Here is a 14,261-nt window from a genome sequence, read left to right as displayed (position 1 = left end):
GGCAAAGGTGAAGATCAGAACAGGGATTTCTGTTCCGGCGGCCTGGCCTTGCGCGCGGGCTTGGGCGCGCCTTCCGGGCGGACCGTCACGCGGCCATCGGCGAATTCCAGGTCCATCTGCGGCGTCTGGCGAGCGGCCTGCGCCGATGTGAGCACCCCCTCGGGGCCGTGGACCACCACGAAGCCGCGCTTCAGCGTTTCCTTGTAGCCCAGCGACAGGCGCAGCCGGTCCACCCGCTGCATCGCCTGGTCGCGGTTGCGGATCGCCCGCTGCACGGCCTGTTCCAGCCGCCGCGCCAGATCGGCCAGCCGCTGATCCTGCTGCGCGATCGCCCGCCGCGTGCTGGCCATCACCCTGGCCAAAGAGGTATCCAGCCGTTCCCCCATCGCCGTCATCCGGTCGCGCCGCCGCTCCAGCCGCCGGATTGCAGCGGAGTCCAGCCGGTGCTCCAACCCGTGCAGCGCATGGGCCTTGCGGTCCGTGAACCGCCGCAGCAGCGCCACCGGCATGGGCCGCAAGGCAAGCTGGTGCCTGCGCGTCCGCACCAACCCGTGCAGCGCCGGTTCCAGTCGCCCGGCCCACAGATCCAGCCGCTGCCGTACGCCCTCGGTCAACGCGCCGGGACGGCCGAGCGCGCGGGACAGATCCCGCAGCCGCTGCCGGGGGCGGTCGATGTGATGCCGGCTGCACCGCATCAGCCGGGCCTGCGATTCGGCCAACCGCGCCGACAGTTCCGCCAGCACCGGCACCGCCATCTCCGCCGCGGCGGTCGGCGTGGGCGCCCGGCGGTCCGACGCGAAGTCGATCAGCGTGGTATCCGTTTCGTGCCCCACGGCCGAGATCAGCGGGATCCGGCTTTCGGCAGCGGCGCGAACCACGGCTTCCTCGTTGAAGCCCCACAGATCCTCGAGGCTGCCGCCGCCGCGCGCGACGATCAGCAGGTCCGGTCGCGGGATCGGCCCGCCGGGCGGCACGTCGTTGAAGCCCCGGATCGCCGCCGCGACCTGGGGCGCGCAGCCTTCGCCCTGCACGGCCACAGGCCAGATCAGCACATGCGTCGGAAAGCGGTCGCGCAGCCGGTGCAGGATGTCGCGGATCACCGCGCCCGAAGGCGAGGTCACGACCCCGATCACGCGCGGCAGGAACGGCAGCGGACGCTTGCGGGCCTCGTCGAACAGTCCCTCGGCCGCAAGCGTCTGGCGGCGCTTTTCCAGCATCGCCATCAACGCGCCAAGGCCTGCCGGTTCGATCTGGTCGACGATCAGCTGATACTTGGACTGGCCCGGAAAGGTGGTGATGCGGCCGGTCGCGATGACCTCCATCCCCTCCTCGGGGCGCTGCGCCAGCTTGCCCGCCTGCCCTTTCCAGGTCACGGCGGCCAGCACGCTGCGATCGTCCTTGAGGTCGAAATAGACGTGCCCCGATGACGGGCGCGACACCCGGCCGATCTCTCCGCGCACGCGCACCCGGCCGAACTGATCCTCCAGGCTGCGCTTGACCGCGCCCGACAGCTCGGAAACCGTGAATTCGTGGGCGTTGCTGCCCGGCGCGTCTTCCAGCAAATCCATGCGTCTTGTTCCCTTCGCCGCGCCACACTAGAACGCCGCGACCAGAAGCGAAAGGGCGGCCCATGAACATCCTGATCCTCGGCGGCGGCGGGCGCGAACATGCGCTGGCCTGGGCTATACGGCAGAACCCGAAATGCGACCGCCTCCTTGTGGCGCCGGGCAACGCGGGCATCGCCAATGTCGCGGAATGCGCCGACCTGAACATCCTGTCGCGTGCCGAAGTTCTGGAATTCGCCCAGGAAAACGCCATAGACTTCGTGGTGATCGGCCCCGAGGCGCCCCTGGCCGCCGGCGTTTCGGACGCGCTGCGCGATGCCGGGTTCCTGGTCTTCGGCCCGTCCCAGGCCGCCGCGCAACTGGAGGCGTCCAAAGCCTTCACCAAGGAGATCTGCGACGCCTGCGGGGCGCCCACCGCCGCCTGGGCGCGCTTCACCGACGCCGCAAGCGCCCGCGATTACGTCACCGCGCAAGGTGCCCCCATCGTGGTCAAGGCCGACGGCCTGGCGGCCGGCAAGGGCGTCACCGTGGCCGAAACCGTGGAACAGGCGCACGGGGCCATCGACGCCATCTTCGACGGCGAGTTCGGCGAGATGTCGCTGGTGATCGAGGAGTTCATGGCCGGCGAGGAGGCCAGCTTCTTCGTTCTCTGCGACGGCACCGACTGCCTTCCCGTCGGCACCGCCCAGGACCACAAGCGCGCGGGCGATGGCGACACCGGGCCGAACACCGGCGGCATGGGCGCCTATAGCCCCGCCCCTATCCTGACCGAGGCCTTGCAGGAACAGGTCATGGCGCGGATCGTGCGCCCCACCGTGGCCGAGATGGCCGCGCGCGGAATGCCGTTCCAGGGCGTCCTTTATGCCGGTCTGATGATCCAGGACGGACGTGCCCGGCTTGTGGAATACAACGTCCGCTTCGGCGATCCCGAATGCCAGGTGCTGATGATGCGGCTTGGCGGGCAGGCGCTGGATCTGCTGCTGGCCTGCGCCGAGGGACGGTTGTCCGGCATGACCGTCAACTGGGCGGACGATCACGCCCTGACGGTGGTGATGGCCGCGCAAGGCTATCCGGGCGCTTACCGGAAAGGCAGCACCATCAAAGGATTGGACAATCTGCCTGAAAGCAGTTTCGCCATGACCTTTCACGCCGGCACCGCCAGCCGAGACGGCCAGACCGTCGCCATGGGCGGCCGTGTCCTGGCCTGCACCGGACGCGGCGCGACCCTGGCCGAGGCGCATCGGCGCGCCTATGCCCAGGTTGATGCCCTCGACTGGCCCGAAGGCTTTTGCCGCCGCGACATCGGCTGGCGCGCGCTCTGACGCTTCTTCATTGCCCAAATACCCCCGCCGGAGGCATCCGACGGGGCCAGCAGCGGGCCGTCAGATGGACGAATACAGCCCCTCGTAGATCGGCAGCAGCGTATCCGTCTCGAACAGGCTGCTGACCGAGGTGCCGTTCCAGATGTTCAGGATCGCCTGCGTGAACATGGGCGCGGTCGGAACGATGCGGATATTCGGCGCGGACTTCACCGCATCGGTCGGCTGGATCGAATCGGTGATGACCAGCGACTTCATCACCGACTTGCTGACCCGCTCGACCGCCGGGCCGGACAGCACGCCATGGGTGATATAGGCGTGAACCTCGGTCGCGCCGCTGTCGGTCAGGGTCTGGGCGGCCTTCACCAGCGTGCCTGCGGTGTCGCAGATGTCGTCCACGATGATGCAGACCTTGCCCTCGACGTCGCCGATCACGGTCATTTCGGCCACTTCGCCCGCCTTCTCGCGGCGCTTGTCCACGATGGACAAAGGCGCACCGATCCGCGTCGCAAGCTCACGAGCCCGCGCCACGCCGCCCACGTCGGGCGACACGACCATCAGATCCTGCATGCGGCCGCGGAAATGGTGCTGCACGTCCAGGGCAAAGACCGGCGCGGCATAAAGGTTGTCCACCGGAATGTCGAAAAAGCCCTGGATCTGCGCCGCGTGCAGGTCCAGCGTCAGCACGCGGTCGATCCCGGCTTCGGTCAGCAGGTTCGCGACCAGCTTGGCGCTGATCGGCGTGCGGGCCTTGGCGCGGCGGTCCTGCCGGGCATAGCCGAAATAAGGGATCACCGCCGTGATGCGCGCCGCCGACGACCGCTTCAGCGCATCGGTCATCACCATCAGTTCCATCAGGTTGTCGTTGGCCGGATTCGAGGTCGGCTGAATGATGTACATGTCCTCGCCCCGGACGTTCTCGTACACCTCGACAAAGATCTCCTGGTCGTTGAACCGCTCGACCCGCGCGTCGCACAGGCTGACGTTCATACCCCGATGCATCGACATCCGCCGCGCGATGGCGGCGGCCAGGGTCCGGTTCGCATTGCCGGAAATCAGCTTGGGTTCGGTCATGACGGGCATGGATGGGGCCTTTTCGCGGGGATTCGCCAGATTGCGCACGCCTTAGCACCGGGCTAGCCTGCGGGCAAACTGCGAAGGTTCGTTATGGCCAACATCGACTATTATTTCGGAACGATCAGCCCCTGGGCCTATCTGGCGGGCGACCGGCTGGAACGGATCGCCGCCCGGCACGGCGCGGCGATCACCTACAAGCCGCTGGACATCCTACAGCTTTTCGACCGCACCGGCGGGGTCCGCCCGGCCGATCGCCACCCCAGCCGGATGGAGTATCGCGCTCAGGAACTGCCCCGCTGGGCCGATCGCCTGGGAATGGCGCTGAACGTGAAGCCCGCCCATTGGCCGGTGAACATGGCGCCGTCGTCCTATGCGATCATCGCCGCGCAAGGGACGGGCGGCGGCGACCTGGGCGGGCTGGTGCAGGGCTTCCTGCGCGCCGTCTGGGCCGAGGAGCGCGACATCAGCGACGACGCCGTGATCCGCGACATCTTGGGAACGCATGGCTTCGATCCCGCGCTGGCCGATAAAGGCTTGTTCATCGGCGCCGAGACCTACGGCCGCAACCTGGAACAGGCGGTCGAAGCGGGGGTCTTCGGATCGCCCTTCTACGTAGTGCGGGAAAGCGGGCAGAAGTTCTGGGGCCAGGACCGGCTGGACTTCCTCGACCGGCACCTGTCGGCGCTATGACCGGCATCCACAAGCGCCACTGGCCGGGCGACAAGGATCGTCCGGCGCTGGCGCTGCATTGCATGATGGGCAGCGCCGGCTACTGGGGACCGATCGCCCGGCGGCTGGAGGGGCGCGTCGATCTGACGGGCTTCGACATGCCGGGGCATGGCCGCAGCGGCCCTTGGATGAACGGGACCGAGGGCCCGGATTTCCACACCGCCGTGACGCGGATCGCGGCCAGCTTCATCGACCGGCCACTGGATCTGATCGGCCACAGCCTGGGCGCGACCGTTGCCCTGCGCATCGCCATCGCCGCGCCCGAGGCGATCCGCAGCCTGACCCTGATCGAGCCGGTGCTGTTTGCCGCAGCGCCAGACGCAGAGCAGCGGAACCGCGGCCGGATCATTGCCGGACATCTGGCCCAGGGCCGCGTCGAGGATGCCGCCCGGGCCTTTATCGACATCTGGGGGGCGCAGCCCTTTGACGCCCTGCCCTCGCCTGCCCAGAGGATGATGACCGACCAGATCCGTCTGGTGGCCGCTACGGACGACACCCTGACCCGCGACCACGCGAACATCCTGCGCGACGGCGGGCTGGAGGCCATCGACGCCCCCGTGTTGATCATCGCCGGAGAGCGATCCCCGGGAGTCATCCACAACATTGCCGAAGCCTTGGCGGGACGCCTTGCCGATGTCGGCCGCGCCACCGTTCCCGGAGCGGCCCACATGCTGCCGCTGACCCATCCAGACGAAACCGCCGGTCTGATCGCCGTCAATCTCGACCGCGCTTAGACGGCGAAGTCGTGGCGGACCGCGCCGACGGCCTGCCAGCCCGTTGAATGGCGCCACCCTCGACATCCCGCATGCCGACCGCGACATGAACCGCAGGGCCGACAACAAGAGGCAAAGGAAAGGTCACAAACCGGCGGATGGCACGCGGACCCTCGCCCGAACACATCGTGCCCTGATCCGCAAACGTTGAAAACAGCAGCCGTGATCCCTGGCAAATTCCGACTGGGTGACGGCCAGACCGTTGCATCCGCAACTACTAAACCAACTTCAGAGCCAAGTTATCGGGAAACGACGCGATGATTGGGCTGATCCGGCCGCAGACGGCAAGGCATGGATCAAGCGAAGGCTTCCTCGAAGGCCCGCTCGAGGATTTCGACGCGGCCCTGCCCGTCGACCAGGGCCGCGTCGAAGCGCATTTCCGGCAAGGGTGCATGACCTTCCTTGTCGCAGTATTCCAGCGCCGCATGCATGATGCGGCCTTGCTGGGCGGCGCCCAACCGCTGCGCAGCCTCGCCATGGGTCGCGGACTGCTTGACCTCGACAAAAACCAGGCATGATCCAGTCCGGCAGATCAGGTCGATTTCCCCCGCCTTGCCCCGCCAGCGCCGGGCCAGGATCGTCATTCCCCTGCCCTCCAGAATGCGGGCGACGCTATCCTCGGCCAAGGTTCCCGACAGATGGGCAAGCCGCCCGCGCGAACGGCGCGCAGCCGACACGACGCGGGGCGTGACCGGCAGCGCCCGATCGAAATCCCCTGCCTTGGCATAGCTCATGATCACTCCTCGCCTTGACCCAGCGACAGCGCGATCTGATAAACATCGCGCCGTGCCAATCCCAGTTCCGCCGCGACCTCTTTCGCGGCGTCCTTCACCGTCATCCGTCCCAGCCTGACCCGCAGGGCCTGCCGGATCGCATCGTCATCGGCCTCCACGGCACCCGGCCGGTCGACCAGCATCACGACCTCGCCCTTGAGGGCGGCCATGCGCGGATCCCTGGCCAGTTCGGCGGCGGTGCCGCGGATCACCTCCTCGAACTTCTTGGTCAGTTCCCGCGCCACCACCGTAACGCGATTCGCATCAATCTCGCACATCTCTTCCAACGTTTGGTTAACGCGCCGGGGGCTTTCGAACAGGATCAGGGTCGCGTCCACCGCCATCCATTGCCGCAGCCATGCCATGCGCGCGCCTCTGGTCGAAGGCGGAAAGCCTGCGAACAGGAAGCGGTCGCTGGGCAGGCCCGACAGGCTCAGCGCCACCAGCGGCGCCGAGGGGCCGGGAATGGCGTGGACGCGGTGGCCTGCCCCCGCCGCCTCCCGGGCCAGGCGGAAGCCCGGGTCGGCCACCAGCGGCGTCCCGGCATCCGAGGCATAGGCGACGCTGGCCCCTCCGGCCAGGGCCGCCAGCAGCGCGGGACGGGCGCGGTCGCCGTTGTGGTCGTGATAGGGCAGCACGCGCCGCCCGCGCAGGGGAACGCCGTGGATGTCCAGCAGGTGGCGCAGCACGCGCGTATCCTCGGCCGCCAGAACCTCGGCCGCATTCAGCACGTCCAGCGCCCGCAGGGTGATGTCGCGTGCCGTGCCGATGGGCGTCGCCACCAGGTAAAGGCCGGTGTCGAGCGGCCTTGCCTCGACATGGGCGGTCAGGCGCTGCGGGGGCTGGATGTCCATGGCGTTTTCCTTTCGACTGATTGCCAAGCCAGCCGGTTGGTCCTAGGCTGCCCGCACCTCGCCGATACCTCACAGCAGGGAAGTTTCATATGGTCGTTTCCGCCACAACCCGGCCCGCCACCGGATTGCGCCGCGTCGTTGCCCGGGCCGCAGCCATCCTGTCCGCCTTTGTCCTGGCAGCCTGCGAGCCCACGGGCGGATCGCAGACAACGACGGTCAGCGGCCCTGCCATCGGCCCCCTGATCAACCCGGGCGAGCCGGTGCGCGTGGCCCTGCTGGCTCCGGGCGGCAGCGGATCGGCCGATCTGGAATGGCTGTCGCGCAGCCTGAAGAACGCCGCGCGGATGGCGGCTGCGGATGCGCAGGGCGCCAATATCGACCTGCGCGTCTATGACACCGGCACCAGCACCGCGCAGGCCGTGGCGCAGGCGAATGCCGCGGCCGACGCGGGTGCCCAGATCATCGTCGGCCCGCTGTTCGCCGAGGCCGCCAACGCCGTCGGCAACGCCATGCGGCCGCGCAACATCAACGTCCTGACATTCTCGAACAATGCCGAGATCGCGGGCGGCAACGTCTTTATCCTGGGCAACAGCTTCGCCAATGTCGCCAACCGGCTGGTGGGCTATGCCGCCCGCCAGGGCAAGCGCGACATATATGTCGTGGCCGAGGATGACGTTGCAGGCCAGCTTGGCGGCCGCGCCATCGAGACCGCCATCGCCCGCAACGGCGCCCGCCTGGCGGGGCGCAGCAACCACCCCGTCTCGATCACGGGGATCGACGCCGTGACGCCGCAGATCGTGGCCGCCGCGCAGTCGGGCCAAGTCGACGCGGTGTTCATGACCGCCAACAACCAGGCCGTGCTGCCCTACCTGACCGAGAAGCTGGCGGCCGCCGGCGTCCGCTCGCCCGTGACGCAGATGATGGGGTTGACCCGCTGGGACCAGCCCGCCGACCGCATCGGGATGCCGCAGTTGCAGGAAGGCTGGTTCGCGATCCCGGACCAGGGCCTGAAGGCGCAGTTCGACGCGCGCTATCGCAGCGCCCATGGCGAACAGCCCCACGAACTCGCGAGCCTGGCCTATGACGGGGTGGCCGCCGTCGCCTCGCTGGCGCGCAGCGGCAAGCGCAATGCGCTGACGACGACCGGGCTGACCCAGAACGCGGGCTTTGCGGGCGTGGGCGGTGTCTTCCGGCTGCGGCCGGACGGCACCTCGGACCGGGCGCTGGCCGTGGCCACCCTGCGCGGCAACCGGCTGGTGATCCTGGATCCCGCGCCGCGCGGCTTTGGCGGCGGCTTCGGGTTCTGATCTTGGCCGACCTGCCCGACGCGACGGTCCGGCAAAGCGCCCCGGCCCTGCCCGGGGCGCATCCGATCTTCGACCCCGCCGGTTTCCTGCCGGTCCTGGATCAGGCGCTTGCCGGAATGACCGAACGCAAGGACATCCGCGCCCGCACCGTGGCGCTGCTGTCCGAAGCGCGAACCAAGGCCATGGCGGCGATCGAGGCGGGGCTTGCCAGCCATCCCCGCGCCGCGCGTGAAACCGTGCGCGCCATTGCCAGCCTGACGGACGGCATCGTCATCGCCACCCACCACGTCGCGACCACCCATCTGCACCCGCAGCGATCCTTGTCCGAGGCCGAGCGGCTGGCCGTGCTGGGCGTCGGCGGCTATGGCCGGGCCGAGATGGCGCCCGCCTCGGATGTGGACCTGCTGTTCCTGACGCCGTGGAAGATCACCGCCTGGGCCGAAAGCGTCGTCGAATCGATGCTGTACATCCTGTGGGATCTGAAGCTGAAGATCGGCCATTCCATCCGCAGCGTGGACGAGTGCATCCGCCTGGGCGCGGGCGACATGACGATCCGCACCTCGCTGGTGGAACACCGGCTGGTGACGGGCCACGCGCCCCTGGCCGAGGAATTGCGCGAACGCCTGTGGGTCGAGCTGTTCTCGAAAACCGTGCCCGAGTTCATCGAGGCAAAGCTGGAAGAACGCACGGCCCGCCACCAGCGGCAGGGCGGGCAGCGATATGTCCTGGAGCCGAACGTCAAGGAAGGCAAGGGCGGGTTGCGCGATCTCCAGACGCTTTACTGGATCGCGAAATACATCCACCGCGTAGACCGGGCGGTCGAACTGGTCGATCTCGGCGTGTTCACGCGGGAAGAACACCTGGCCTTCTGGCAGGCCGAGGATTTCCTTTGGGCCGTGCGCTGCCACCTGCACCTGATCGCGGGCCGCCCCGTCGATGTGCTGTCCTTCGACATGCAGGTCGAGGTGGCGCGCCGCATGGGCTACAAGGACACCTCGGCCCGGCGCGGGGTCGAGTATTTCATGCAGGACTATTTCCGCCATGCCACCCATGTGGGCGAACTGACCCGCGTCTTTCTGACCGAGCTTGAAGCGCGCCATGTCCGCAGCGCCCCCTTTCTGGGCAGGCTGTTCCGCCGCCGCCGCAAGATGCGGGCCGGATTTGCCGACAATCACGGCCGCCTGGGCATCACCGACGAGGCCGCGTTCCTGAAGGATCCCCTCAACATCCTGCGCCTGTTCGAGGAGGCGCTGCGCACGGGCATCCTGATCCACCCCGACGCGATGCGCCTGGTCGCGGCCAATCTGGATCTGATCGACGACAAGGTCCGCGCCGACCCGGAAGCCACGCGCATCTTCATGGATCTGCTGCTGAAGCACGGCAATCCCGAACGCGGCCTGCGCCGCATGAACGAACTGGGCGTGCTGGCCGCCTTTATCCCGGAATTCGAGCCGGTGGTGGCGATGATGCAGTTCAACATGTATCACCACTACACCGTGGACGAACATTCGATCCAATGCGTCGCCGCCCTGGCCGAGATCGAGCGGGGCGAGCATCCCGAGGATCTGCCGCTTTCCAGCGAGATCATGGAATCGGGCATCAACCGCCGCGTCCTGTATCTGGCGGTGCTGCTGCACGACATCGGCAAGGGCCGGCGCGAGGATCACTCGATCCTGGGGGCGCGGCTGGCGCGGCGGATCGCGGCGCGCTTCGGCTTTCCGCAGGACGACATCGACACGGTGGAATGGCTGGTCCGCAATCACCTGCTGATGTCGGACGTGGCGCAGAAACGCGACATCGCCGACCCCCGCACCCTGCGCGACTTCGCCAAGGCGGTGAAGACCCGCAAGCGGCTGGACATGCTGCTGGTGCTGACCGTTTGCGACATCCGCGGCGTCGGACCGGGCACCTGGAACAACTGGAAGGCCGCGCTGCTGCGCAAGCTGCACCAGGAAACCGCCGCCGTCCTGGAAAACGGGCTGGAGGATCTGAACCGCGACCGCCGCCAAAGCGAGGCCAAGCGCAGCCTGCGCCACATGCTGATCGCCAAGGGGTGGGACGCCCGGGCGATCCGGTCCGAGCTTGGGCGGCATTACGACAACTACTGGTCGGGCCTTCCGACCGAAACGCAGGCCACATTCGCCGAACTGCTGAGCGGGATCGGCCCCGACGAAATCCGCATCGACCTGCGCGCGGATCCCGACCGCGACGCCACGCGCGCGGCCTTCGTGCTGGCCGACCATCCCGGCATCTTCTCGCGGCTTTGCGGGGCGCTGACGCTGATGGGCGCGAATGTCGTGGACGCGCGGACCTATACGACGCGCGACGGCTTTGCCACGGCGGTGTTCTGGGTCCAGGATCCCGACGGCAGCCCCTTCGACGAAACCCGGATGCCCCGGCTGCACCAGAAGATCCTGCGCATCCTGAAGGGCGAGATCGTCGCGCGCGAGGCTTTCGCCACCCGCGACAAGCCCAAGAAACGCACGCGCGAGTTCAAGTTCCCCACCCATGTGACCTTCGACAACGAAGGCAGCGACATCTACACCATCATCGAGGTCGATACCCGCGACCGCCCGGGCCTGCTTTACGACCTGACGCGGACCCTGGCGGCGAACCACATCCAGATCGTCAGCGCCGTGATCGCGACCTTTGGCGCGCAGGTGGTGGACAGTTTCTATGTCAAGGACATGTTCGGCCTGAAACTGCACAGCGACGCCAAGCGCGACGCCTTGGAAAAGAAGCTGCGCGCGGCTATTGCCGACGGGGCGAAACGGGCAGAGGCGTAGATCATGAAATCGGGACTGGTGCGCGGGTTCCTCTCGGTGGGGATCTGGACCTTCGTGTCGCGCGTCTCGGGCTTTGTCCGCGACATCCTGATGGCCGCCTGGCTGGGCAGCGGCGCGGTGGCGGACGCCTTTTTCGTGGGCCTGTCGCTGCCCAACATGTTCCGCCGGTTCTTCGCCGAGGGGGCGTTCAACACGGCCTTCGTTCCGATGTTCGCCAAGAAGCTGGACAACCGCGCAGACGCCCAACGCTTCGCGTCCGAGGCGTTCTCGGGCCTGCTGATGGCCGTGCTGATCCTGTCCGCCGTCGCCATGGTCTTCATGCCGGGGCTGGTCTGGCTGATGGCCGCGGGCTTTGCGGGGGACGAGCGGTTCCCGCTGGCCGTGCAGTACGGCCGCATCATGTTCCCCTATATCCTGCTCATCTCGCTGGCCTCGATGATCTCGGGCGTGCTGAACGCCAACGGCCGCTTCACCGCCGCCGCCGCCGCGCCGGTGCTGCTGAACCTGCTGTTCATCGCCGCCATGGCCGTGGCGTGGTGGCAAGGCTGGGACGTGGGCCTGACCCTGGCCTGGGCCACGCCGCTGACCGGGATCGCGCAACTGGCACTGGTCTGGTGGGACGCGCATCGCACCGGCTGGTCCTTCCGCCCCCGCCGCCCGCGCCTGACCCCCGACATGCGCCGCCTTCTGGCCGTGGCGCTGCCCGCCGCATTCGCCGGGGGCGTGGTGCAGATCAACCTGCTGGTCGGCCGCCAGGTCGCCAGCCATTTCGAGGGCGCGATTTCCTGGCTGTCCTATTCCGACCGCCTGTACCAGCTTCCCCTGGGCGTGGTCGGCGCCGCCGTGGCCGTGGTCCTGCTGCCCGAACTGTCGCGCCGGTTGCGGGCGGGCGATCACGCGGGCGGCCAGTCCGCCTATTCCCGGGCGACCGAATTCGGCCTGTTCCTGACCCTGCCCGCCGCCTTCGCCATCGCCGTGATCGCCGAACCCATGGTCCGCACCCTGTTCGAGCGCGGCGAATTCACGGCCGAGGACACCACGCAAACGGCCCGCGCGCTGATCGTCTATGCCTTCGGCCTGCCCGCCTTTGTGCTGCAAAAGATCCTGCAACCGCTGTATTTCGCCCGCGAGGACACCAAGACCCCGTTCCGCTACGCCCTGTGGTCGATGGTGGTGAACGCGGTCGTGGCCTTCGGGCTGATGCCGGCCTTGGGCTTTCTGGCGGCGGCCCTTGGCACCACCGTCGCCGCCTGGATCATGGTCGCGCAGCTGTGGTGGGGCACCCGCGCCATGGGCGACGCGGCCCGCGCCGACGACCGCTTGCGCCGCAAGACGCCGCTGATCCTGTTGTCCTCGGCCCTGATGGCCGGGGCCTTGTGGACGATCATGGGCTGGCTGGAGCGGGCGGAGGTCGCCCGCGTGCCCGGGCTGGCGGTGCTGGTCTTCGGGGGCGCGGCGATTTATTTCACGCTCAGCTTCGCGACGCGGGCCTATCGCCTGTCCGAACTCAAGGCGGCGGTCCGGCGGGGGCGCTGACGCCGGTCTATCGCGCGGTGTAGCCCCCATCCACCAGGTGATAGGATCCGGTGACGAAGCTGGCCAGATCCGACAGCAGGTAAAGCACCAGCGAGGCCACCTCGTCCGCGGTGCCCAACCGCTGCAACGCATGCTGCGTGGCAAGATGATCCAGCGTCTGCCTGTCCAGGCTCTCGTCCAGCATCGGCGTGCCGATGAAGCCCGGCCCGACCGCGTTCACCCGGATCCCGTCGCCCGCATGTTCCAGCGCGCCGGCCTTGGTCAGGCCGTTCACGCCGTGCTTGGCCGCGACATAGGCCGGCGAATTGGCCAGCCCCACCGAACCCAGGATCGACGACACGTTGACGATGGCACCGCCCCCGGCCCGCTTCATCGCGGGAATGGCAAAGCGCATCCCCAGAAACACCCCGGTCAGGTTCACGTCGATGACCTTTCTCCAAGCGTCGACCGGGTATTCGCCGGTGGGCGCCTGCGCCCCGCCGATCCCGGCATTGTTGACGATGTGGGACAGCGATCCGGTCCGGTCCTCGGCAAAGCGCACCAGGGCCTCGACATCCCGTTCCAAGGCCACATCGGCGGCAAAGGCCAGGGCGCTGCCGCCCGCGGCGGTGATGGCGTCAGAAACCTTCTGCGCCGCCTCCTGCCTCAGGTCCGACACGATCACCGTGCCGCCGCATGCCGCATAGCCTTCGGCAACGGCCTTGCCGATGCCGGATGCGGCGCCCGTCACGATACCCGTCCTGCCCGCGAAATCGATCTTCATCCGATGCCCTTTCCTTGACGCGATGCGGTCATTTTCACCGCTGCCGGATTTGGCGCAAGACCCGCTGCACCCCGCCATCCACCAGCACGAAGCTGAGCAGGAAGCCCGCGCCGAAGCCCGCGATCTCGGCGATCCAGCCATAGCCCGCGCCGCCGAAGACGATGCCGAAGACCAGTTGGAAGGCCAGCAGCATTCCGATCAGGGCAAAGGCGCGCATCCGGTTGGCATGAACCGCCCCAAGCCGCGACCACAGCAGAAAGGTGAAGGCGCCGACCAGCCCGTAGACCGCCGGATAGCCGCCGATCAGCGGCCCCGGCCGCCCCGGCAGCACCGAAACCGCCGCCGCGTAGACCAGAGCCCCGCCGATGGCCGATCCCAGGAACAGCGCCGCAACGGCCCAGGGGCGGAACTCTCGCGCGATCATGTTGCCAAGCGCCAGGGTGAAAACGACCACGAACAGCGCATGGGTGAAGGAGGTATTGACGAAGCTGTAGGACAGGATGCGGTAAGCCTGGTCCCAATCGACCGCGCGCAGCTGCCACATGCGCTGCACCATTTCCGGCGCGAAGGCGGTCATCTGCATCGCGTTCAGCCGCAGCCCCACGCCCTGCGCGCCGCCGATCAGCCCTGTCTGGCCCAGCATGAACACCATCTCGCCTGCGATGGCAGGCAGAGCCAGCGCCCAGAGAACCGCAGGCAGCGGGTTGAGAGGAGAGACGGGCATGGCCTGGCGCATCGGGTTTCCTTCGCGGTTGCGGACGCTTTGGCCAAGGGCTAAG

General features: G+C 68.1%; 12 protein-coding genes. 6 read left to right on the top strand and 6 right to left on the bottom strand.

Annotated features, from left to right (window positions below):
* Window positions 1–14: 14 nt before the first annotated feature.
* Window positions 15–1,568: an exodeoxyribonuclease VII large subunit gene (gene xseA / locus ACFOM8_RS09360; protein WP_377761090.1), complete on the bottom strand. Its 1,554-nt coding sequence runs from the start codon at window positions 1,566–1,568 to the stop codon at window positions 15–17.
* A 62-nt stretch (window positions 1,569–1,630) separates the two neighbouring features.
* Here xseA and purD point away from each other — a divergent pair, with 62 nt between their 5' ends.
* On the top strand, window positions 1,631–2,887 hold the full coding sequence (gene purD, locus ACFOM8_RS09355; protein WP_377761089.1) for a phosphoribosylamine--glycine ligase: 1,257 nt from the start codon (window positions 1,631–1,633) through the stop codon (window positions 2,885–2,887).
* A gap of 60 nt (window positions 2,888–2,947) precedes the next feature.
* Here purD and ACFOM8_RS09350 read toward each other — a convergent pair whose 3' ends face one another.
* Entirely contained in the window at window positions 2,948–3,967 is a 1,020-nt protein-coding gene (locus tag ACFOM8_RS09350; protein ID WP_377761088.1) for a ribose-phosphate pyrophosphokinase, read from the bottom strand.
* A gap of 84 nt (window positions 3,968–4,051) precedes the next feature.
* On the opposite strand from ACFOM8_RS09350, the gene ACFOM8_RS09345 reads away from it, so the two are divergent.
* Both ACFOM8_RS09345 and ACFOM8_RS09340 read left to right on the top strand, forming a co-directional pair.
* On the top strand, window positions 4,052–4,651 hold the full coding sequence (locus ACFOM8_RS09345) for a 2-hydroxychromene-2-carboxylate isomerase (protein ID WP_377761087.1): 600 nt from the start codon (window positions 4,052–4,054) through the stop codon (window positions 4,649–4,651).
* Window positions 4,648–5,424, top strand: coding sequence for an alpha/beta fold hydrolase (locus ACFOM8_RS09340; RefSeq protein WP_377761086.1), 777 nt, complete (start codon window positions 4,648–4,650; stop codon window positions 5,422–5,424). The genes ACFOM8_RS09345 and ACFOM8_RS09340 overlap by 4 nt, the downstream gene beginning before the upstream one ends.
* A gap of 335 nt (window positions 5,425–5,759) precedes the next feature.
* On the opposite strand, the gene ACFOM8_RS09335 is transcribed toward ACFOM8_RS09340, so the two are convergent.
* Together ACFOM8_RS09335 and rsmI are read right to left on the bottom strand one after the other, a co-directional pair.
* On the bottom strand, window positions 5,760–6,197 hold the full coding sequence (locus tag ACFOM8_RS09335) for a YraN family protein (protein ID WP_377761085.1): 438 nt from the start codon (window positions 6,195–6,197) through the stop codon (window positions 5,760–5,762).
* Window positions 6,198–6,199: 2 nt separating this feature from the next.
* A complete protein-coding gene (gene rsmI / locus ACFOM8_RS09330) occupies window positions 6,200–7,090 on the bottom strand; it encodes a 16S rRNA (cytidine(1402)-2'-O)-methyltransferase (RefSeq protein WP_377761084.1) in 891 nt (296 codons plus the stop codon).
* Between the two features lie 89 nt (window positions 7,091–7,179).
* On the opposite strand from rsmI, the gene ACFOM8_RS09325 reads away from it, so the two are divergent.
* Genes ACFOM8_RS09325 through murJ form a run of 3 tightly spaced genes read left to right on the top strand, consistent with a single transcriptional unit; the run spans window position 7,180 to window position 12,719 of the window.
* Window positions 7,180–8,397 (top strand): penicillin-binding protein activator, encoded by a 1,218-nt coding sequence (locus tag ACFOM8_RS09325; RefSeq protein ID WP_377761083.1) that lies wholly within the window; start codon window positions 7,180–7,182, stop codon window positions 8,395–8,397.
* A gap of 2 nt (window positions 8,398–8,399) precedes the next feature.
* The gene (locus tag ACFOM8_RS09320; protein WP_377761082.1) at window positions 8,400–11,183 is read left to right on the top strand and encodes a [protein-PII] uridylyltransferase; all 2,784 of its coding nucleotides are present in this window, start codon (window positions 8,400–8,402) and stop codon (window positions 11,181–11,183) included.
* Window positions 11,184–11,186: 3 nt separating this feature from the next.
* Complete coding sequence (gene murJ, locus ACFOM8_RS09315; protein WP_377761081.1) at window positions 11,187–12,719, top strand: murein biosynthesis integral membrane protein MurJ; 1,533 nt, start codon at window positions 11,187–11,189, stop codon at window positions 12,717–12,719.
* Between the two features lie 7 nt (window positions 12,720–12,726).
* On the opposite strand, the gene ACFOM8_RS09310 is transcribed toward murJ, so the two are convergent.
* On the bottom strand, window positions 12,727–13,482 hold the full coding sequence (locus ACFOM8_RS09310; protein ID WP_377761080.1) for an SDR family NAD(P)-dependent oxidoreductase: 756 nt from the start codon (window positions 13,480–13,482) through the stop codon (window positions 12,727–12,729).
* A 34-nt stretch (window positions 13,483–13,516) separates the two neighbouring features.
* Complete coding sequence (locus ACFOM8_RS09305) at window positions 13,517–14,218, bottom strand: rhomboid family intramembrane serine protease (protein WP_377761079.1); 702 nt, start codon at window positions 14,216–14,218, stop codon at window positions 13,517–13,519.
* Window positions 14,219–14,261: the final 43 nt, after the last annotated feature.

The organism is Paracoccus angustae (genome assembly GCF_042648745.1).
Classification (GTDB): Bacteria; Pseudomonadota; Alphaproteobacteria; order Rhodobacterales; family Rhodobacteraceae; genus Paracoccus; species Paracoccus angustae.
The sequence above is the reverse complement of the archived record's forward strand: the minus strand, read 5'-3'. Positions and strand labels throughout refer to the sequence as shown.